This window comes from Streptomyces sp. NBC_01077, assembly GCF_045162855.1.
Taxonomy (GTDB): Bacteria; Actinomycetota; Actinomycetes; order Streptomycetales; family Streptomycetaceae; genus Streptomyces.
Map to the genome: position 1 here is coordinate 7705806 of NZ_CP108669.1, position 20841 is coordinate 7726646.

Below are 20841 nucleotides of genomic sequence, written 5' to 3' on the forward strand. Positions count from 1 at the left end.
TGAAGCTCCAGGCCATGAACACATCGATCGAGGAGAACCGCTCCCACCCGCGTCTCCCTGACCTGCTGGGCGCCTACCACCTGGTCAACCAGGCCGAGAAGGGCACGCCCGTCGCGACGGTCGCCGAGCTCCCGGCCGTATACCGGAGCGAGGTCGAGGACCCGGCCGCCGCCTTCACCGCCGACACGGTGCTGCTCGCCACTCCGCCGGGCGACGACCTCCCGGCCGGCTGTGTCGTCCTCAAGGCACCGCGCGAGGGCCGCGCGCCCGAGATCAAGCGGCTCTGGGTCGCCCCCGAGGCGCGCCGCAAGGGGATCGCGAAGGCCCTCATGGCCGAGGCCCTGCGCCGGGCGGCGGCCTCCGGCGCCTCCGCCGTTCGCCTCACGGTCTGGAACTGGCGGGAGGAGCCGGTGGCCCTCTACCGCGCCCTCGGCTTCGCGACCGTCGCGTCCTGGGACGAGCGGCCCGACCTCCTCTGCCTGGAGAAGACCCTGGAGGAGACCTTGGTGAAGCCCCTGGAGAAGCCCCTCGCGACGGCCGCCGACCGGATCGAGCGGCTCACCCCCGACGAGGTACGCGCGCATGCCTCCGCCGGTCTCGCCGCGCTCCTGGTCGACGCGGTGGACGGCGGGGCCTCCGTCGGCTTCCTGGCACCCCTGGAGGCCCCGGACGCGGCCGGTTGGTGGACCCGCGTCGCCGAGGAAGCAGCCGAGGGCGTACGGGACGTCTGGGCGGCCCACGGCCCCGACGGGAACCTGACCGGCGTCGTCACCCTGGTCCGCGGCGGCGCGGCCAACGGCGGGCACCGCGGCGAGATCGCCCGCCTCCTGGTGCACCGCTCGGCCCGGGGCCGAGGCCTCGGGTACCGGCTGCTCGCCACCGCCGAGGCCCACGCCGCCGCCTCCGGCCTCACCCTGCTCGTCCTGGACACTCAGACGGACAGCCCGGCCGAGCGCCTGTACCGGGGCGCGGGCTGGACGGCCGCCGGCACGATCCCGGACTTCGCCGCCGACCCGTCCGGCGTCCTGCGCCCCACCACGCTCTACTACAAGCGCCTCGGCTAGCCCCGGGCATGCGAAAGGGCCCCGGAGGCGATATCGCCTCCGGGGCCCTTCTCGTACATCTGCACCGTGCGCTACGGCAGCTGTGCCGCCCGCGCCTCCCGGCTCTCACGCCGGTTGCCGCGGAAGGTGTTCACTCGGCGGGCCGTCGCGAAGAGGGGGATCACGGCGCCCATCACGACCTGCAGCGCGCAGCCGGTCTGGAGCAGGAACTGTCCGCCCGGAGCGTCGAACGCCCAGGCCGCCAGCATGCCCATCGCACCGACGATCCAGCTGAGCATCGCCACCGCGAGGATGCCCCGCGGCTTGGGGTACTCGACCCGGCTCACCATCAGCCAGGCGACACCGATGATCGCGAGCAGCGTCGGGATGAACGGCAGCTCCAGGAGCACGATCGAGACCACCGTCAGCGCACCGAAGGGGCTCGGCATGCCCTGGAACATGCCGTCCTTCATGGTCACGCAGGAGAATCTCGCCAGCCGCAGCACCACCGCGAGGAGCACCACGATCGCGGCCACCGCCGAGACCTTCTGCTGCGCGTCGTCCGCGACCATCCCGTACACGAGTACGAAGTAGGCCGGGGCCAGACCGAAGCTGATCAGGTCCGACAGGTTGTCGAGCTCGGCGCCCATCGGGGAGGAGCGCAGCTTGCGGGCCACGATTCCGTCGAAGAGGTCGAAGATCGCCGCGGCCAGCATGAGGATCACGGCGGTGGCGGCGCTGTTGCGCGCCATGCCGGACTCGGTGCTGCCCGTCAGGTGCGGGATGAGGATGCCCGTGGTGGTGAAGTACACCGCCATGAATCCACACGTGGCGTTACCGAGCGTGAGGGCGTCCGCTATGGACAGCCTCAGCGACAGCGGCATCTCCTCGGCCTCTTCGGCCGCTTCCGCATCGGTGCCGGCGACCCAGTCGGCGGCCCGTGTGTCGGGATCAATCACGGTCAATGCGAGTCACCCCCGCTGTGGTGGCCTGGCCGACCTCGACGGCGACCTCGACACCCTCGGGGAGGTAGATGTCGACGCGCGAGCCGAAGCGGATCAGACCGATGCGGTCACCCTGCTCGACCTTGGTCCCCTGCGGGATGTACGGCACGATGCGCCGGGCGACGGCGCCCGCGATCTGCACCATCTCGATGTCGCCGAGCTCGGTGTCGAAGTGCCAGACAACGCGCTCGTTGTTCTCGCTCTCCTTGTTGAACGCCGGGACGAACCCGCCGGGAATGTGCTCCACGGACGTCACGGTGCCGGCCAGCGGCGCGCGGTTGACGTGGACGTTCAGCGGGCTCATGAAGATGGCGACCCGGGTGCGCCCGTCCTTCCACGGCATGATGCTCTGCACCACACCGTCGGCGGGGGAGATGACCCGGCCCTGAGCGATCTCACGCTCGGGGTCGCGGAAGAACCACAGCATGCCGGCCGCGAGCGCGGTGGTCGGCACGGCGATGGCCGCGGCCCGCCTCGACTTGCGCGCGCGCACGAGGCTGAGCGCCGCGGTGGCGACGGTCGGCAGAAGCCACGGCGATGCTCCGCGCGCGAGGCGTACGCCCGTGAGGCTGTCGCGGTGTGCAGAGGTTTGGCTGTGGGGCATGGATGACCTTCGTAGCGGATGATGCCGCACTGGCAACGGGGGACGGCGGCTTTCCCGCGATGCTATCGGTTGCGGGGCGCAACTGGGTAAGCCAGGAACCGAGTCGACGGCCGGAAGACGAACACAGGGTGTGATCTTCTTCGCGGCCGAAACGACTCAAAACCGACAATCAACCCTGGAATCGGTACTCCTCGAGCAGCCGACGACCAATGATCATTTTCTGGATCTCGGCGGTACCTTCACCGATGAGCAGCATCGGCGCCTCACGGTAGAGACGCTCGATCTCGTACTCCTTCGAGAACCCGTAGCCGCCGTGGATGCGGAAGGCATCCTCGACGACCTCCTTGCAGTATTCGGAGGCGAGGTACTTCGCCATCCCTGCTTCGAGGTCGTTTCGTTCCCCGGAGTCCTTTTTGCGTGCTGCATTCACCATCATCGCATGAGCGGCCTCGACCTTGGTAGCCATCTCGGCGAGCTTGAACTGAATCGCCTGGTGCTGGGCGATCGCCTTGCCGAAAGTGTGACGTTGCTGGGCATACGAGACGCCGAGCTCGAAGGCACGCTGCGCGACGCCACAGCCACGGGCCGCCACGTTCACGCGGCCGACCTCGACGCCGTCCATCATTTGGTAAAACCCTCGGCCGGTGACTCCGCCGAGGACCCGATTGGCCGGAATGCGCAGTCCGTCCATGATGAGTTCGGTGGTGTCGACGCCCTTGTAACCCATCTTGTCGATCTTCCCGGGGATGGTGAGGCCGGGGCGGACCTCTCCGAAGCCGGGCTCCTTCTCGACGAGGAAGGTCGTCATCGACTTGTGGGGGGCGGTGCCCTCCGGGTGTCCTTCGTCACTCCGGACGAGAACGGCCACCAGTGACGACGTGCCGCCGTTCGTCAGCCACATCTTCTGGCCGTTCAGGACGTACTCCTCGCCGTCCTTCACCGCCTTCGACGTGATGGCCGACACGTCCGAGCCGAGAGCCGGCTCCGACATCGAGAACGCGCCACGCGTCTCGCCGGCCGCCATCCGCGGAAGGAAGTAGTCCTTCTGCTCCTGGGTGCCGTGCTGCTTCAGCATGTACGCCACGATGAAGTGGGTGTTGATGATGCCGGAGACCGACATCCAGCCACGCGCGATCTCCTCCACGCACAGCGCGTAGGTGAGGAGCGACTCACCCAGACCGCCGTACTCCTCGGGGATCATCAGACCGAAGAGGCCGAGCTCCTTGAGCCCGTCGACGATCTGCTGGGGGTACTCGTCGCGGTGCTCCAGCTCGGTGGCGACCGGGATGATCTCCTTGTCGACGAACTCCCGGACGGTCTTGAGGATCTCCTGCTGGACGTCCGTGAGCCCGGCGGTCTGGGCGAGTCGGGCCATGGCTACTTCTCCGTCTTCTTGGCGGGCTCGATCAGCTCGGGGCGGCCGGGCTGCTCGCCGCCGCGCTCCTTGATGTACGTCTCGGTGGGGACCATCACCTTGCGGCGGAAGACACACACGAGGGTGCCGTCCTGCTTGTAGCCCTTGGTCTCGACGTAGACGATGCCGCGGTCGTTCTTCGACTTCGACGGGGTCTTGTCGAGGACCGTGGTCTCGCCGTAGATCGTGTCGCCGTGGAAGGTCGGCGCCACGTGCCGCAGCGACTCGATCTCCAGGTTGGCGATGGCCTTGCCGGAGACGTCCGGCACGGACATGCCGAGCAGCAGCGAGTAGATGTAGTTGCCGACGACGACGTTCTTGCCGAAGTCCGTCGTGTTCTCGGCGTAATTCACATCCATGTGCAGCGGATGGTGGTTCATCGTCAGCAGACAGAAGAGGTGGTCGTCGTACTCGGTGACCGTCTTCCCGGGCCAGTGCTTGTAGACGGCACCGATCTCGAACTCTTCGTAAGTGCGGCCGAACTGCATCGGAATCAGGCCTCCGGGATCTCGAACTTGCTGGTGCGCTGCATACCGGCGGCACGGCCCTTGCCGGAGATGACCAGGGCCATCTTGCGGGAGGCCTCGTCGATCATCTCGTCGCCGAGCATCGCGGAGCCCTTCTTCCCGCCGGCCTCGGACGTGTAGTAGTCGTACGCGTCGAGGATCAGCTCGGCGTGGTCGAAGTCCTCCTGCGAGGGCGAGAAGATCTCGTTCGCGGCGGCGACCTGGTCCGGGTGCAGCACCCACTTGCCGTCGAAGCCCAGGGCCGCGGCGCGCTGTGCGACGGCCTTGTAGCCCTCCGGGTTGCGGATCTGGAGGTACGGGCCGTCGATCGCCTGGAGGTTGTTGGCGCGGGCGGCCATCAGGATGCTCATCAGGATGTGGTGGTACGCGTCCGCCGGGTAGCCGGGCGGCTGCTCGCCCACGACCAGCGACTTCATGTTGATGGACGCCATGAAGTCGGCCGGGCCGAAGATGATCGTCTCGACGCGCTGGGAGGCCTGCGCGATCGCGTTGACGTTGGTGAGGCCCTGGGCGTTCTCGATCTGCGCCTCGATGCCGATCTTGCCGACCTCGAAGCCCATCGTCTTCTCGATCTGCGTCAGCAGGAGGTCGAGCGCCACGATCTGCTGGGCGTCCTGGACCTTCGGCAGCATGATGCAGTCGAGGTTCTGGCCGGCGCCCTCGACGACCGTGACGACGTCACGGTACGTCCAGTGGGTCGTCCAGTCGTTGACGCGGACGACGCGGGTCTTGCCGGTCCAGTCGCCCTCGTTGAGGAACTTCACGATGGTGTGCCGGGCCTCGGGCTTGGCCAGCGGGGCGCACGCGTCCTCCAGGTCCAGGAAGACCTGGTCGGCGGCGAGGCCCTGGGCCTTCTCGAGGAAGCGCGGGTTGGAACCGGGGACCGCCAGGCAGGAGCGGCGGGGGCGGAGCCGGTTCACGGGGCTGGTCATGCGGGGACCTCCAGGGAGTCGAGCTTGTTCGCTGTCCGGATCTCGTCGACGATACGTCCGATGATCTCCGTGATACCGAAGTCCTTCGGTGTGAAGACGGCGGCCACACCCGCACGCTTCAGTTCTGCGGCGTCGGCGTTCGGGATGATCCCGCCGACGATGACCGGCACGTCGGTCGCGCCCGCCTCACGGAGGCGGTCGAGGACGTCCGGGACCAGCTCGGCGTGCGAGCCGGAGAGGATCGACAGACCCACGCAGTGCACGTCCTCCGCGAGGGCCGCGTTCACGATCTGTTCGGGTGTCAGCCGGATGCCCTGGTAGACCACCTCGAAACCGGCGTCACGCGCGCGTACGGCGATCTGCTCGGCCCCGTTGGAGTGCCCGTCCAGACCCGGCTTGCCGACGAGCAGCCGCAGCCGCCCGACGCCCATCTCCTCGGCGGTCCGCGCCACCTTCTCCCGTACGAGAGCAAGCGGCGTGCCCGCTTCGGCCGTCACCGCGACCGGGGCCGAGGACACGCCCGTCGGGGCGCGGAACTCGCCGTAGACGTCCCGCAGCGCCCAGGACCACTCCCCGGTCGTGACGCCCGCACGCGCGCACTCCAGGGTGGCGGCGAAGAGGTTGCCGTCACCGGCAGCCGTCGCCTTCAGCGTCGCCAGGGATTCCTGGGCGCGGGTCTCGTCGCGGTTGTCGCGCCACTCGTGGAGGGCGGCGACCACGCGCGCCTCGTTCGCCGGGTCCACCGTCATGATCGCGGTGTCCAGGTCGGCGGTGAGGGGGTTCTCCTCGGTCGCCTGGAAGATGTTGACGCCGATGATCTTCTCGTCGCCGGCCTCGATCCGGGCGCGCCGCTCGGCGTGCGAGGAGACGAGCTGCGACTTGAGGTAGCCGGACTCGACGGCGGCCATCGCGCCGCCCATCTCCTGGATGCGCTCGATCTCGGCCAGGCACTCCTCGACGAGCGAGTCGACCTTGGCCTCGATGACGTGCGAGCCGGCGAAGATGTCCTCGTACTCCAGGAGGTCGGACTCGTGGGCCAGGACCTGCTGGATGCGGAGGGACCACTGCTGGTCCCAGGGCCGCGGCAGGCCGAGCGCCTCGTTCCAGGCGGGCAGCTGCACGGCACGCGCACGGGCGTCCTTGGAGAGGGTGACGGCCAGCATCTCCAGGACGATCCGCTGGACGTTGTTCTCCGGCTGGGCCTCGGTCAGACCGAGCGAGTTGACCTGCACGCCGTAGCGGAACCGGCGCTGCTTCTCGTTCTCGATGCCGTACCGCTCGCGGGTGACCTTGTCCCAGATGCGGCCGAAGGCGCGCATCTTGCACATCTCCTCGATGAAGCGGACGCCCGCGTTCACGAAGAAGGAGATACGGGCGACGACCTCGCCCTTGCGGTCCTCGGGGACCTGGCCGGAGGCGAACACCGCGTCGAGCACGGCGATCGCGGTGGACATCGCGTACGAGATCTCCTGGACCGGAGTGGCTCCGGCCTCCTGCAGGTGGTAGCTGCAGATGTTGATCGGGTTCCACTTCGGGATGTTGTTCACCGTGTAGGTGATCATGTCCGTCGTGAGGCGGAGGGAGGGGCCGGGCGGGAAGACGTGCGTCCCGCGCGACAGGTACTCCTTCACGATGTCGTTCTGGGTGGTGCCCTGGAGCCGGGTGACGTCCGCGCCCTGCTCCTCCGCGACCACCTGGTAGAGCGCCAGGAGCCACATCGCCGTGGCGTTGATGGTCATCGAGGTGTTCATCTGGTCCAGGGGGATGTCCTGGAACAGCCGCCGCATGTCACCGAGGTGCGAGACGGGGACGCCGACCCGGCCGACCTCGCCGCGGGCGAGGATGTGGTCGGGGTCGTACCCGGTCTGTGTCGGCAGGTCGAACGCGACCGACAGGCCGGTCTGGCCCTTGGCGAGGTTGCGCCGGTACAGCTCGTTGGACGCCTCGGCGGTCGAGTGACCGGCGTACGTCCGCATGAGCCACGGCCGGTCCTTCTGGCGCTCAGTCATCTATGGTCCCGGGCTCAGATGTTGCGGAAGCGGTTGATGGCGTCGATGTGCTGGGCGCGCATCTCCGGGTTGCGGACGCCGAGGCCCTCCTGCGGCGCGAGGGCGAGGACGCCGACCTTGCCCTGGTGGAGGTTGCGGTGGACGTCGTAGGCGGCCTGGCCGGTCTCCTCCAGGGAGTAGACCTTCGACAGGGTCGGGTGGATCTTGCCCTTGGCGACCAGGCGGTTGGCCTCCCACGCCTCGCGGTAGTTGGCGAAGTGCGAGCCGACGATCCGCTTGAGCGACATCCACAGGTAGCGGTTGTCGTACTCGTGGTTGTAGCCCGAGGTGGAGGCGCAGGTGACGATGGTGCCGCCCTTGCGGGTGACGTACACGGAGGCGCCGAAGGTCTCGCGGCCCGGGTGCTCGAAGACGATGTCCACGTCCTCGCCGCCGGTGAGCTCGCGGATGCGCTTGCCGAAGCGCTTCCACTCCTTCGGGTCCTGGGTGTGCTCGTCCTTCCAGAACTTGTAGCCCTCGGCGTTGCGGTCGATGACCGCCTCGGCGCCCATCGCCCGGCAGATGTCGGCCTTCTCCGGGGAGGAGACGACACAGATCGGGTTGGCGCCGCCGGCCAGGGCGAACTGCGTGGCGTACGAGCCGAGGCCGCCGCTCGCGCCCCAGATGAGGACGTTGTCGCCCTGCTTCATGCCGGCGCCGTTGCGGGAGACCAGCTGGCGGTACGCGGTGGAGTTGACGAGGCCCGGGGACGCCGCCTCCTCCCAGCTCAGGTGGTCGGGCTTCGGCATCAGCTGGTTCGACTTGACGAGCGCGATCTCCGCCAGGCCGCCGAAGTTGGTCTCGAAGCCCCAGATGCGCTGCTCGGGGTCGAGCATCGTGTCGTTGTGGCCGTCCGAGGACTCCAGCTCGACCGAGAGGCAGTGCGCGACGACCTCGTCACCGGGCTTCCACGAGTTCACGCCGGGGCCGGTGCGGAGCACGACGCCCGCGAGGTCGGAGCCGATGATGTGGTACGGCAGGTCGTGGCGCTTGCTGAGGTCGCTGAGCCGGCCGTAGCGCTCCAGGAAGCCGAAGGTCGAGACCGGCTCGAAGATCGACGTCCAGACCGAGTTGTAGTTCACGGAGCTGGCCATGACGGCGACCAGGGCCTCGCCCGGGCCGAGCTCGGGCACCGGCACGTTGTCGAGGTGCAGCGACTTGCGCGGGTCCTTGTCGCGGCTGGCGAGCCCGGCGAACATCTCCGTCTCGTCCTTGTGGACGGTGACGGCGCGGTACGACTCGGGGAGCGGGATGTTCGCGAAGTCGGCGGACGTGGAGTCCGAGGACTGGATCGCGTCCAGGATGTCCTTCACGGGGTTGCCTCCGGCGGTGCGGCGTCCTGAGGGGAGGACGCGCTGAGGGTTACGTCTGGGGCTGCTGCTGTGGAGGTGTGCCGTCGGTTCGGCGGGGTGGTGCGGGGCCGCGCCTGGTGGGCGCTGAGGGTGCCTGTGACGCAGGCGTCCGGGCGCACAATCACGATCGCTTGTGGGGACAGCCGGCGCACGAGGAGACCTCTGCGCGCCGGCCGCCCGGACAACATCAACGTATGGCACGCCGTGTCACGTGACAAGGCACTGCGTGCCAACAATTTCACTCATATGCAATCTGCCGGTCACATGTGAGCGATGATCGATCGAATCGCAGGTCAAAACGGACGAAGGCCGCCCCCGGAGAGGGGCGGCCTTCGTCGTGAGAAGCGTGGGGCGGATTCCGCGGGGCCCTGAGAGGGTCAGTTCTTCGTCAGCGCCTGCTGGATCGTGCGCATGACCTCGTCGAGCGGTGCGTCCGTACGGGCCACGGCGACCACCACGTCGCCCGTGGTGGAGGCCCGGACGGCCGGGGCCGGCTCGGTGGTCCCCGGGGAGGACGAGGAAGGGGCCGGACGGCCCGCGCCTATGCCCGAGCCGAAGGTCTCCCGGACGATCGCGAAGGCGTGGTCCAGCTGGCTCTCCACATCGCCCTGGCCGCCCGCCCGCAGCCAGCGGCGCAGGACGTGGTTGTGGGCCGTGACGACCGCGGAGGCCGCCACCTCGGCGAGCAGCGGGTCGTCGTTGCCGTCGTGGTGGTCGCGCTCGTCGAAGTGCCCGAGGAGATAGCGGGTGAACAGCCGCTCGTAGCGGGCCACCGAGGCGATCTCCCGCTCCCGCAGGGTCGGCACCTCGCGCGTGAGCCGGTAGCGCTCCACGGAGACCGCCGGGGACCCCGCGTACATCTTCATGACTTCCTTGATGCCCCGGCACACCGTGTCGAGCGGGTGCTCGTGCGGCGGCGCCGCGTTCAGCACCGCCTCCGCCCGCACCAGGGTGTCGTCGTGATCGGGGAAGATCGCCTCTTCCTTGGAGCGGAAGTGCCGGAAGAAGGTCCGCCGCGCGACGCCGGCCGTGGCCGCGATCTCGTCGACCGTCGTGGCCTCGTACCCCTTGGTCGCGAACAGCTCCATCGCGGCCGTTGCGAGCTCCCGGCGCATCTTGAGCCGCTGTGCGGCGGCACGAGTACCCGCCGCGCTCTCCGGAGCGTCGGACGGGGACGTGGCACGGGGTGTCTTCGCGGCCTTGGGCATGGTCCGAACGTACTGCATCGGAGGGGGAGTGTGCCCAGGTGGGGGCGGGGAGCCCCCCGGGACACCGACGGTGCCCGGGGGGCTCAGCAGACCACCCCAGCCGGCCGCTCCGGGCTCAGCGTCGGGCATATTCGCGGAAGCCGCGCCCCGTCTTGCGGCCCAGGCAGCCGGCCGCCACCAGGTGCTCCAGGAGCGGAGCCGGGGCGAGGCCCGGGTCCCGGAACTCGCGGTGCAGCACCTGCTCGATCGCCAGCGAGACGTCCAGACCGACCACGTCGAGCAGCTCGAACGGGCCCATCGGGTAGCCGCCGCCCAGCTTCATCGCGGCGTCGATGTCGTCCAGGGTCGCGTAGTGCTCCTGGACCATCTTGATCGCGTTGTTCAGGTACGGGAAGAGCAGCGCGTTCACGATGAAACCGGCCCGGTCGCCGCAGTCCACCGGGTGCTTGCGGATCTTCGTGGTGACCTCGCGGACGGTCGCGTGGACGTCGTCGCCGGTCAGCACCGTACGGACGATCTCGACCAGCTTCATCGCCGGCGCCGGGTTGAAGAAGTGCATCCCGATGACGTCCTGCGGACGCGAGGTGGCGCGGGCACAGGCCACGACCGGCAGCGAGGAGGTCGTGGTGGCGAGCACCGCGCCCGGCTTGCAGATCTTGTCGAGCCGCGCGAACAGCTCCTGCTTGATCTCCAGGTCCTCGGCGACCGCCTCGAGCGCCAGATCGACGTCGGCGAAGGCGTCGAGCGTGCCCGCCGGGGTGATCAGGGCGAGCGTCGCGTCGCGCGCCTCGCCCGTCATCCGGCCCTTGTCGACCGAGCGGGCCAGCGACTTCGCGATCCGGGCCTTGGCCGTGTCCGCCTTCTCCTGGGAGCGGGCGGCGAGGACGACCTGGTACCCGGCCTTCGCGAAGACCTCGGCGATGCCGGAGGCCATGGTGCCCGAACCGGCGACGCCGACCGAGCGGACCTCACGGCCGCCGGCCGCGTCGGCGGAGCCGAGCGGGGTCAGCGCGTCCCGCACGACCTCGCCGGAGCCCGGCGCCTCGTACGTGTAGAAGCCGCGGCCCGACTTGCGGCCGGTCAGACCCGCCTCGCTGAGCTGCTTGAGGATCGGGGCGGGGGCGTGCAGCCGGTCGTGCGAGTCCGCGTACATCGCTTCCAGGACCGTACGGGCCGTGTCGACGCCGATCAGGTCGAGCAGCGCCAACGGGCCCATCGGCAGACCGCAGCCCAGCTTCATCGCCGCGTCGATGTCCTCGCGGGAGGCGTACTTGGCCTCGTACATGGCGGCGGCCTGGTTCAGGTAGCCGAAGAGCAGCCCGTCCGCGATGAAACCGGCCCGGTCGCCGACCGCCACCGGCTCCTTGCCGAGGTCGAGGGCGAGCCGCGTGACGGCCTCGACGGCCCGCGGATCGGTCAGCACGGAGGAGACCACCTCGACCAGCTTCATGGCCTGGACCGGGGTGAAGAAGTGCAGGCCGAGGACCCGCTCGGGGTGCGCCGAGTCGGCGGCGAGCCGGGTGACGGAGAGCGCGTTCGTGCCCGTGGCGACGATCGTGCCGGGCCGGACGATCCCGTCGAGGGCCCGGAACACCTCCTGCTTCGCCTCGTACGACTCGGGCACGACCTCGATCACGAGGTCGGCCTCGGCGGCCGCCTGGAGGTCGGAGAAGGTACGGAAGCGGGCGAGGACGTCCTGCCGCTCCTCCTCGGTGATCCGCTCGCGGGCCACCGCACGGGCGGTGGAGGCCTCCAGGGCGGCGACGGCCTGGGCGGCGGCGGTGTCGCTGATGTCGATGCCGATGACCTCGCGGCCGGCACGGACGAGGACATCGGCGATACCGGTGCCCATGGTGCCGAGACCGACGACGGCGATGGTGGAGAGAGGGGTGTCCATCAGGGGACTCCTGAGAGGAAGAGTGACGACTGAGAGCAGTGCGCGCACGAAAGGGCGCGGGAAAGAACGAGGGCGCTGCCCGGAGAAAGGGCTATGCCCTGGGAAAAGGGGCGACGGACTCTGTCCCGGAGTCACGTCGAAACTGCCGAACCGACAAACACCCACAACGGCTGCGTCACCAGGCCGTTGTGAGAAGCGCGGGGGGTGGCCCGCTCACCTGAGACTAACCGGCGGGTAACGAGCGCGCCAGTCCCGGGAAGTTGAGGAAAATGTGATCTGGATCGCGGATAGGCTCGGATTCATGGAATGCGCCGAGGATCCGGAATTCTGCTCGATGATCGATCGATTGCGGGACGAGATCGAGAATGACACCGGAACCGTCCCGGCGGCATTCGAACAGCTCGCGGAAACCGGCGACCCCGAGGAACTGCACCACGTCCTCACCGCACCCGGACAACCCCTCTGGGCCCGCGAGATCGCCGCCTACGCCCTCGGTGTCGCGGGTGACCCGCGCGCCTTCGAGGCCCTCGTGCTTCTCCTCAACCACCGTGACCCGGAGCGCTGCGTCACCGCCGCACACGCCCTGACCCGGCTCGGCGACCCGCGCACCGCCCGGGCGGCCGCCTCCCTCGCCACCAACGAACTCCGCGTCGCCTACGCCCTGCTGCCCGTCCGGCTGCTCGCCGAACTCCGCGCCCCCGAGTCCGTACCGGCGCTGATCACCGTCCTCGAACGGCGCCTGCCCGCCGACGACCCCCACTGGCGGGTCGGCCTCGCCTGCGTCGAGGGCCTCGGCGTCCTCGGCGACCCCCGGGCCCGTCCCACCCTGGAGGCCGCGCTGCCGCACCCCCGGCTCGGCGCCGCGGCGGAAGCGTCACTGGGCCGACTCGACACCGCCCACTGAGCGAAGACGCGGGCGGGAGACGCCGGCCGTCCCGGGCTCCCGCACGTCATCCCGCGCCCGCTCCGGCACCCGCTCCCGCGTCTTCTCCGGCACCAGTGCGAACGCCTCGATCTCCACGAGCAGTTCCGGGCGGACGAGTGCCGACACCTGGACCGCCGAACTCGCCGGCAGCGGCGCCCCCGCGAAATGGGCGTCCCGGGCCTCCCGTACGGCCGGCAGGTGGGCGACGTCCGTGACGAAGTACGTCAGCTTCACCACGTCCCGGAACCCGGCGCCCGCCGCCGCGAGGCAGCGGTCCAGGTTCGCGAAGACCTGACGGGCCTGTGCCGCCGCGTCGCCCTCCCCGACCACCGCGCCCGAGGAGTCGAACGCGCACTGGCCGGATATCGCGACGAAGCGGCCCGTCCCCCACACGACATGGCTGTACTGCGGGCTGGCGGCGATCCCGTCGGGAGCGGGGACGTGGGTGAGGTGGCTCGTCATGCCCCACATCCTCGCGCACGCCACTGACAATGCCCGCGCCCCCTCGGGGCGCGGGCACGGGCGGGCATCGTCAGTGGGTTCTCCGACGTCAGCGCACGTGGCCGAGGAACCCGTGCAGGGCGCTGCCGGCCGACTCGCTCCTGGCCGGGACGGACCGCGTCATCGGCTCCGGCTTCGGCTCCGGGAGCGCCGCGCAGACCGCGTCCACCTCGGCCTCGCCCTCGGCGCGCGGGACCTCGCCCGTGGCCAGGTAGGTGGCCAGGTGCTCGTCCAGGCAGTCGTTCCCGCCGAGGCTCACCCCGTGGTTCCCGCCGCCCTCCTCGACGACGAGGCTGGAGCCGCGCATCAGCCGGTGCAGGGCGACCCCGCCCTCGTACGGCGTCGCCGCGTCGTCCGTGGCCTGGAGGATGAGGACCGGCGGCACCTGGTCGTTGGTGACGTCCGGCGGGGTCAGCGACTCCACCGGCCAGAACGCGCACGGCGCGTTGTACCAGGCGTTGTTCCAGGTGGAGAAGGGCGCCTTGGCGTGCACGTCCCAGCTGTCCTTGCGCCAGACGCTCCAGTCGCGGGGCCAGCCCGCGTCCCGGCACTGCACGCTCGTGTAGACCGAGTAGCCGTTGTCGGCGGCCGCGTCCGCCTCGCCGTACCGCTCGTACGCCTCCGTCAGCGGCGCCGCGTCGGCGTCGTTGACGTACGCGGAGAACGCCTTCGCGAGGCGGGGCCAGTAGCCGTTGTAGTACCCGCCGGGCAGGTAGGTGTCCTCCAGCTCGCCGGGTCCGACCTTCCCGCCGGCCGGCTTCGCGCGCAGGGCGTCGCGCATCCGGTACCAGGCCGCCTCGACCGCCGCCGGGTCGGTGCCCAGCTTGTACACGGTGTCCTGCTTGGCCACCCAGGCCATGAAGTCCTTGTGCCGGGTGTCGAAGGCGTAGTCCTGCGCGATGTTGTCCTCGTACCAGACGCCGTGCGGGTTGACGACGGAGTCCAGCGCCATGCGCCGCACCCGGTCCGGGTGGAGCCGCGCGTAGACCGCGCCCAGGTAGGTGCCGTACGAGTAGCCGAGGTAGTTGATCTTCGGGGCGCCGAGCGCGCGGCGGATGGCGTCCATGTCCCGGGCGGTGCTCACGGTGTCGATGTACGGCAGCACGTCCGCGTACTTCTTGCCGCAGGCCTCGGCGAAGGACTGCGCCCGCTCGACCGCGAGCCGCTCGCTCGCGGCGCCGTCCGGCACCGAGTCCGGGCGGACCGGGGCGAAGTGGCCGGGCTTGCAGTCGAGCGCGGGCTCGCTCTTGCCGACCCCGCGCGGGTCGAAGCCGATCACGTCGTACTCGGCGGCCACCTTCGGGGGCAGCGAGGCCGCCACGTACCCGGCCATGCCGCGGCCGCTGCCGCCGGGCCCGCCCGGGTTCACGAGCAGCGGCCCCTGGAAGGTCTTCGCGGTGTGCGGGACCCGGGTGAGGGCGAGGGTGACGGTCCGGCCGGCCGGGTCGTCGTGGTTGAGCGGCACCTTGAGGGTGGCGCACTGGAGCTTCGGGTACGCCTCGGTGGCGCAGCCGGTCCAGGCGAGCGGGGGGAGCGGGCGAGGGGTCGGTTCACCGGCACCCGCGGGGGCGGCGGGCAGGACGGTGACCGTCCCGGCGACCAGCGCTCCTGCGGCGATCAGCATTCCTGCGCGTGGGGTCATAGGGCGTCCGTGCCCCGAACGGGCCGTGGCAGGACCTGTTCCGGCCAGAGTTGACCCGAACGGACGGGATTCCGACGGCGTGTCAGGTGACCCGGTCCGATGATCGGAGGAGCGCGGTCGGGGGTGCGGCGGTCGCTCAGAGGAGGGTCAGCTGCTCCGGCGCCGCCGCCGACTCCGGTTCCTCCGGTACGGGTGTCCGGCGCGCCGCGCCCCGGTGAGCGGGTCCGATGCCGAACTCGGCGGCCAGTTCGTGCACCTGACGGGTGATCCGGCGCTGGTACCACGTGGGCGCGTAGGCCCCGTCGGCGTACATCCGCTCGTATCGCCGCACCAGGCCGGGGTGGTGGCGCCGCAGCCACTGCATGAACCACTCGCGGGCACCCGGCCGCAGATGCAGCACGAGCGGGGTGACCGAACTCGCCCCGGCCTCGGCGATCGCGCGGACCGTGTCCCGCAGCTGCTCGGGCCGGTCGCCGAGGAAGGGCACCACCGGGGCCATCAGGACCCCGCAGTCGATGCCGTGCTCGCCGAGGGTGCGGACCACGTCGAGCCGGCGCTGCGGCGAGGGGGTGCCCGGTTCGATCGTGCGCCACAGCTCCTCGTCGGTGAAGCCGACGGAGACGGAGATCCCGACCTCGGTGACCCGGGCCGCCTCGGTGAGCAGCTCCAGGTCGCGCAGGATCAGCGTGCCCTTGGTCAGGATCGAGAAGGGGTTGGCGCGGTCGCGCAGGGCGGTGAGGATGCCCGGCATCAGGCGGTACCGGCCTTCGGCCCGCTGGTAGCAGTCGACATTCGTGCCCATCGCGATGTGCGCGCCCTGCCAGCGGGCCGAGGCGAGCTGGCGGGCCAGCACCTCCGGGGCGTTGATCTTGACGACGATCTGGGAGTCGAAGCCGAGCCCGGTGTCGAGGTCGAGATAGCTGTGGGTCTTGCGGGCGAAGCAGTACACGCACGCGTGCGTGCAGCCCCGGTACGGGTTGACCGTCCATTCGAACGGCATCCGGGAGGCGCCCGGCACCCGGTTGAGGATGGAGCGGGCCCGCACTTCGTGGAAGGTGATGCCCCGGAACTCGGGGGTGTCGAAGGTGCGGGTGGTCACCGCGTCCGTACCGAACAGCGCGATGTCGGCGGGAGCGGCAGGGGTGTCGCCCAGATTGTCCCAGCGCATGGACGCCTCCTCGATGACTCTGCTTCGACCGTTCGCTCAGAATAGAACACGTGTTCCCTTGATCGCTGCAACCCGGATTTCGCACCCCGGAGCCCACGTGGTTCTCTTGGCCCACACCCCTGAGGAACCATGAGCTGGAGGAAGTCAATGGCGCAGGTCGAGGCCACCACGGAACGGATCATCGCCGCCGACGCGGAGACGGTGTTCGACGCGCTGGCCGACTACAGCGGCACGCGCGCGAAGCTGCTCCCCGAGCACTTCAGCGAGTACGAGGTGCGCGAGGGCGGCGACGGTGAGGGCACGCTCGTTCACTGGAAGCTGCAGGCCACCAGCAAGCGCGTCCGCGACTGCCTCCTGGAGGTCACCGAGCCCACCGACGGGCAGCTCGTCGAGAAGGACCGCAACTCCTCCATGGTCACCACCTGGCTCGTGACCCCCGCCGGTGAGGGCAAGTCCCGCGCCGTCGTCACCACCGTCTGGGACGGCGCCGGCGGCGTCGGCGGCTTCTTCGAGCGGACCTTCGCGCCCAAGGGCCTCGGCCGGATCTACGACGCCGTTCTCGCCAAGCTGGCGGACGAGGTCGAGAAGTAACGCCCGGAGCGTTCACCGATTCGAGTGGATCGCCCGCACCCCCGTATCGGCGCCCCCCGTGCGCCGGGGGCGCGGGCCCCCTCGTAAACACGCTGATGAGCGACCCAAGTGCGCCGTACCGCAGGGCCGTTCAGGTCTCCGGACGCCACTGACCTACCGTACCGCCCGACTTGCTCCCTCTTCGTGCCCAATGCGAAGAATGGCGCGGCGCAGACGCCGTGACGAGGGGAGCAGGTACGTGGGTGCGATCACGATCGTGAAATCCGCCGAGGACGGAGAGGTACCGGCGGATGCGGAGGGCGCGGAACGGCTCGCCGCGGGCGGCCCGCCCGCCGACCTCGCCCCACCGCCCGCCCCCGCGCCGGCCGACCACCTCGACCCGCGCCGCGTCCGGCTCGTCTTCTGCGGACTGGTGCTCGCGCTGCTCCTCGCCGCGCTCGAGCAGATGATCGTCGCCACCGCCCTGCCGAAGATCGTCGGCGAACTCCAGGGCCTCGACCGGATGTCCTGGGCGATCACCGCCTACCTGCTGACCGCCACCATCGGCCTGCCGGTCTACGGAAAGCTCGGCGACCTCCTCGGCCGCAAGGGCGTCTTCCTCTTCGCCATCGTCGTCTTCGTCATCGGCTCGGGACTCGCCGGCTGGTCCCGCAGCATGGACGAGCTCATCGCCTTCCGCGCCATCCAGGGCATCGGCGCCGGCGGCCTGATGATCGGCGTCCAGGCGATCATCGCCGACATCGTCCCCGCCCGGGAACGCGGCCGGTACATGGGCCTGATCGGTGCCGCCTTCGGCCTCGCCTCCGTCGCGGGACCCCTGCTCGGCGGCTTCTTCACCGACCACGTCTCCTGGCGCTGGTGCTTCTACTTCAACGTGCCCTTCGGGCTCGTCACCCTGGCCGTCGTCGCCGCCGTCCTCAAACTCCCCAAGCCCACGGCGCGCGGGCGCTTCGACGTCCTCGGCGCCCTCCTCCTCGCCGCCGCCTCCACCTGCCTGGTCCTGCTCACCAGCTGGGGCGGCACCGAGTACGCCTGGGACTCCCGCGTCGTCCTCGCCCTCGCCTGCGGCGCCGCCGGAACCACCCTGCTCTTCCTGGTCGTCGAGTACTTCGCGCCCGAACCCCTCATCCCGCTCCGGCTGTTCCGCGACTCCGTCTTCACCGTCACCGCCCTCGTCGGCGCCGTCGTCGGCATCGCGCTCTTCGGCGCCGCCAGCTACCTCCCCAGCTTCCTGCAGATGGTCGAGGGCGCCACCGCCACCGAGTCCGGCCTGCTGATGCTGCCCCTCATGGGAGGCATCGTCATCGCCTCCGTGGTCTCCGGCCAGCTCATCAGCCGCACCGGCCACTACAAGATCTACCCGCTGCTCGGCGGAGCCCTCTCCGTCCTCGGCATGTGGCTGCTCTCCCGCATGGACGTCGACACCCCGCGCCTCCAGCACAGCCTCTGGCAGGCCGTCCTCGGCACCGGCATCGGCCTCGTCATGCCGGTGCTCGTCCTCGCCGTGCAGAACTCCGTACGCCCCGCCGACCTCGGCACCGCCACCAGCGCCCACAACTACTTCCGCCAGATCGGCGGCAGTGTCGGCGCCGCCGTCTTCGGCACCGTCTTCGCCTCCCGGCTCGACGACGCGCTCGGCGACCGGCTCGCCGGCGTCCTCTCCGGCGGCGCGACCTCCCTGCCGCCCGCCGAGTCGATCACCCCGCAGACGGTGCACACCCTGCCGCCCGCCGTACGCGACGCCTACATCCAGGCGTACGCGGACGCGATGCCGCGCATCTTCCTCTACCTCGTGCCGGTCCTCGTGCTCGGCCTCGTCCTCGCCTTCTTCCTCAAGGAGAAACCGCTGGTGACCCACCACAGCCCCACCACCGAGGCCAACGACTTCGGCGGCGTCCAGGCCGTCCCGCACGCCCGGCACGCCGCCCCCGCCTCCGCGACCGCGTCCTTCGCCGCCCCGCACGCCGGGCTCCCCGTCTGCGGCACCGTCCAGCACCACGACGGCAGCCGCGTCCCCCGGGCCGCCCTCACCCTCATCGACGTCCAGGGCCGGCAGGTCGGCCGGGGCGCCAGTGGCGAGGACGGGCGGTACGCGCTGAGCGTCCCCGGCAGCGGTGCGTACGTCCTCATCGCGGCGGCCGGCGGGCACCAGCCCCAGGCCGTCTCCGTCACCGTCGGCGACCGGCCGGTCGAGCTCGACGTCGTCCTCGGCGGCGCCGGCCGGCTCGCCGGCAGTGTCGTCACCGCCGACGGGACACCCGTACGGGACGCGGCCGTCACCCTCACCGACGTACGCGGCGAGGTCGTCGCCTCCACCCGCAGCGGACGCGAGGGCGGGTACGTCATCTCCGAACTGGTCGCGGGCGAGTACACGCTCGCCGCCAGCGCCCCCGCCTTCCGGCCCGCCGCGCTCCCGGTGAGCGTCCAGGCCTCCCGCGAGACCCGCCAGGACATCGAGCTGGCCGGCGGAGCGGTGCTGCGCGGCACGGTACGCGCCGGTGGCGGGCGCCCGGTGGAGGACGCCCGGATCACCCTGCTCGACGCGGCCGGCAACGTGGTCGACACCCTCACCACCGGGGCCGACGGCACCTTCCGCTTCGTGGACCTGTCCTCCGGCGAGTACACCGTCATCGCGGCCGGCTACCCGCCCGTCGCGACCGTCCTCCAGATGGCCGGCGGGGGCCGCACCGAGCGCGACCTCCAGCTCGGCCACCAGGACTGAGGCCGCTCCGCGGGGCCTTCAGGCGGATCTCAGGAGGCGGTCGACGCCCTGCGCAGCGTGCTGATGCAGGAGCTGATCGCCTCCTGGAGCGCTTCGAGGCGCTGGAGCATGTCGTCCTCGAAGATCTCCTCCTCCAGGACCTCGTCCAGCGTCAGCTCCTCGAAGACCTTCGTCGCCTTCTGCAGGCTGTTGTAGAACTTCGTCCGCCGCTCCTGGACCCGCAGCGCCGGATCCTCCTCGACCGCCTTGGCGACCAGACCCTTGACGGTGTCGTACGCCTCACCGGCCCACTCGCCCGCCTCCTCGGAGTCGTCGAGCTCGTCGAGGAGCGACAGATGCCGCTCGGCCTCGGCCCGCAGCTCGGCCGGCGCCTCCACGGTCTGCCCGGCCGGGGTCTTGATCTGGCCGTTCTCGACGATCTGGCGCACGTACCCGATGCGGTCGGCCGCCTTCGCCTCGCTCGCCACCGCCTTCTTCAGATCGTCGGTACGCGCGAAGGCGCGGGCCATCTCGGTCTGAAGGGCCGGGTCCTCCTTCATCCGGTCGAGCAGCGCGCCGCGCGCCGCCTCCGCCGTCCCCGGGTCGGCGAGGATCGCGGCCCGCAGCGCCGTCGGGTTCTCCGCGACCTCCAGGGCCTTCGTCGGCCGGATGCCCTCCGCCTCGGCCGCCGCGCTGATCGCCTGACCGCGCACGGACGAGGCGCTGTTGCGGGACGTGTAGTACGAGAGCCAGACGTCCGCGTCGGGCAGTTCGACGTCCTCGCCCGGGACGAGCACCTCGAACTGCGGGACGAGACCGTCGTCGGCCGCCATGTCCCAGGCCTTGTAGTAGCGCATGACCCGCTCCGGCGAGCACCCCGCGAGCTCCGCGAACGCCTTCGCCGAGACCTTCGTCGCGGCCGTCCCCTCGGCGGGCTGGCCGCCGGGCCGGACACTGCGCGCCACCTTGAGCGCGAAGGCCCAGCCGCCGGTGCGCGCGTAGACCCCGAAGTCCTGGGCGTCACGGACGACGACGGGGTCGAGGTCGGCGGCGGGCTCCGCTGCCGAGGGCTCGTCGACGGCGGGGCTCGCGGAAGCCTCCGCGGCCTCCGGCTCCGGCTGCTGGACCCAGAACTCCTCCGACGTGTCGGCGGGCGCGGGGACGACGGGGGAGGTGTCGGACGGGTCGAGGGCGATGGTCACCGAGAGCACTCCGGAAGGTCGGGTACGAGAACTGCGGCCGACAGCCTATACGCACCCCTTGACGATGTTTCGTCCGATTCGA

The 20841-nt window shown here is 70.5% G+C and carries 16 protein-coding genes and 1 pseudogene; 4 read left to right on the forward strand and 13 right to left on the reverse strand.

Features of this window, described 5'->3' with window-relative positions; all coding sequences use genetic code 11:
* The first annotated feature begins 14 nt into the window (after positions 1 to 14).
* Entirely contained in the window at positions 15 to 1064 is a 1050-nt protein-coding gene (locus OG462_RS34730) for a GNAT family N-acetyltransferase (RefSeq protein WP_406063891.1), read from the forward strand.
* A 71-nt stretch (positions 1065 to 1135) separates the two neighbouring features.
* Here OG462_RS34730 and pssA read toward each other — a convergent pair whose 3' ends face one another.
* The 9 genes from pssA to OG462_RS34775 all read right to left on the reverse strand — a co-directional run bounded on the left by pssA (position 1136) and on the right by OG462_RS34775 (position 12029).
* Positions 1136 to 2002: a CDP-diacylglycerol--serine O-phosphatidyltransferase gene (gene pssA, locus OG462_RS34735; protein ID WP_406066838.1), complete on the reverse strand. Its 867-nt coding sequence runs from the start codon at positions 2000 to 2002 to the stop codon at positions 1136 to 1138.
* Entirely contained in the window at positions 1995 to 2651 is a 657-nt protein-coding gene (locus tag OG462_RS34740) for a phosphatidylserine decarboxylase (protein ID WP_351857778.1), read from the reverse strand. Before OG462_RS34740 ends, pssA begins: the two co-directional genes overlap by 8 nt.
* A 169-nt stretch (positions 2652 to 2820) precedes the next feature.
* Entirely contained in the window at positions 2821 to 4026 is a 1206-nt protein-coding gene (locus OG462_RS34745; RefSeq protein WP_056562931.1) for an acyl-CoA dehydrogenase family protein, read from the reverse strand.
* A gap of 2 nt (positions 4027 to 4028) precedes the next feature.
* The gene (locus OG462_RS34750; RefSeq protein WP_229315537.1) at positions 4029 to 4553 is read right to left on the reverse strand and encodes a MaoC family dehydratase; all 525 of its coding nucleotides are present in this window, start codon (positions 4551 to 4553) and stop codon (positions 4029 to 4031) included.
* Between the two features lie 5 nt (positions 4554 to 4558).
* Complete coding sequence (locus OG462_RS34755; protein ID WP_055640579.1) at positions 4559 to 5524, reverse strand: CoA ester lyase; 966 nt, start codon at positions 5522 to 5524, stop codon at positions 4559 to 4561.
* Positions 5521 to 7533 (reverse strand): protein meaA, encoded by a 2013-nt coding sequence (locus OG462_RS34760; protein ID WP_406063893.1) that lies wholly within the window; start codon positions 7531 to 7533, stop codon positions 5521 to 5523. The genes OG462_RS34755 and OG462_RS34760 overlap by 4 nt, the downstream gene beginning before the upstream one ends.
* A gap of 14 nt (positions 7534 to 7547) precedes the next feature.
* Positions 7548 to 8885: a crotonyl-CoA carboxylase/reductase gene (ccrA, locus tag OG462_RS34765; protein ID WP_406063895.1), complete on the reverse strand. Its 1338-nt coding sequence runs from the start codon at positions 8883 to 8885 to the stop codon at positions 7548 to 7550.
* 416 nt (positions 8886 to 9301) lie between these two features.
* Positions 9302 to 10132 carry a TetR family transcriptional regulator gene (locus OG462_RS34770; protein WP_406063897.1) on the reverse strand — a complete coding sequence of 277 codons (831 nt, stop codon included), beginning with the start codon at positions 10130 to 10132 and terminating at the stop codon, positions 9302 to 9304.
* Between the two features lie 115 nt (positions 10133 to 10247).
* Entirely contained in the window at positions 10248 to 12029 is a 1782-nt protein-coding gene (locus tag OG462_RS34775; protein ID WP_406063898.1) for a 3-hydroxyacyl-CoA dehydrogenase family protein, read from the reverse strand.
* Positions 12030 to 12330: 301 nt separating this feature from the next.
* On the opposite strand from OG462_RS34775, the gene OG462_RS34780 reads away from it, so the two are divergent.
* A complete protein-coding gene (locus OG462_RS34780; RefSeq protein WP_406063900.1) occupies positions 12331 to 12933 on the forward strand; it encodes a HEAT repeat domain-containing protein in 603 nt (200 codons plus the stop codon).
* A gap of 87 nt (positions 12934 to 13020) precedes the next feature.
* Here the strand turns inward: OG462_RS34780 and OG462_RS34785 are convergent.
* The 3 genes and pseudogenes from OG462_RS34785 to OG462_RS34795 form a co-directional block, all read right to left on the reverse strand.
* Positions 13021 to 13416, reverse strand: a pseudogene (locus tag OG462_RS34785) (RidA family protein); the annotation flags it as partial.
* 88 nt (positions 13417 to 13504) lie between these two features.
* A complete protein-coding gene (locus OG462_RS34790) occupies positions 13505 to 15097 on the reverse strand; it encodes an alpha/beta hydrolase (protein WP_406063901.1) in 1593 nt (530 codons plus the stop codon).
* Positions 15098 to 15233: 136 nt separating this feature from the next.
* Entirely contained in the window at positions 15234 to 16265 is a 1032-nt protein-coding gene (locus tag OG462_RS34795; protein WP_406063903.1) for an Rv2578c family radical SAM protein, read from the reverse strand.
* A 147-nt stretch (positions 16266 to 16412) separates the two neighbouring features.
* Here OG462_RS34795 and OG462_RS34800 point away from each other — a divergent pair, with 147 nt between their 5' ends.
* Positions 16413 to 16856, forward strand: a complete 444-nt coding sequence (locus tag OG462_RS34800; protein ID WP_073907439.1) for an SRPBCC family protein — start codon at positions 16413 to 16415, stop codon at positions 16854 to 16856.
* 238 nt (positions 16857 to 17094) lie between these two features.
* Positions 17095 to 19578, forward strand: coding sequence for an MFS transporter (locus OG462_RS34805; RefSeq protein ID WP_406063905.1), 2484 nt, complete (start codon positions 17095 to 17097; stop codon positions 19576 to 19578).
* 29 nt (positions 19579 to 19607) lie between these two features.
* On the opposite strand, the gene OG462_RS34810 is transcribed toward OG462_RS34805, so the two are convergent.
* Positions 19608 to 20759 (reverse strand): hypothetical protein, encoded by a 1152-nt coding sequence (locus OG462_RS34810; RefSeq protein ID WP_406063907.1) that lies wholly within the window; start codon positions 20757 to 20759, stop codon positions 19608 to 19610.
* Positions 20760 to 20841: the final 82 nt, after the last annotated feature.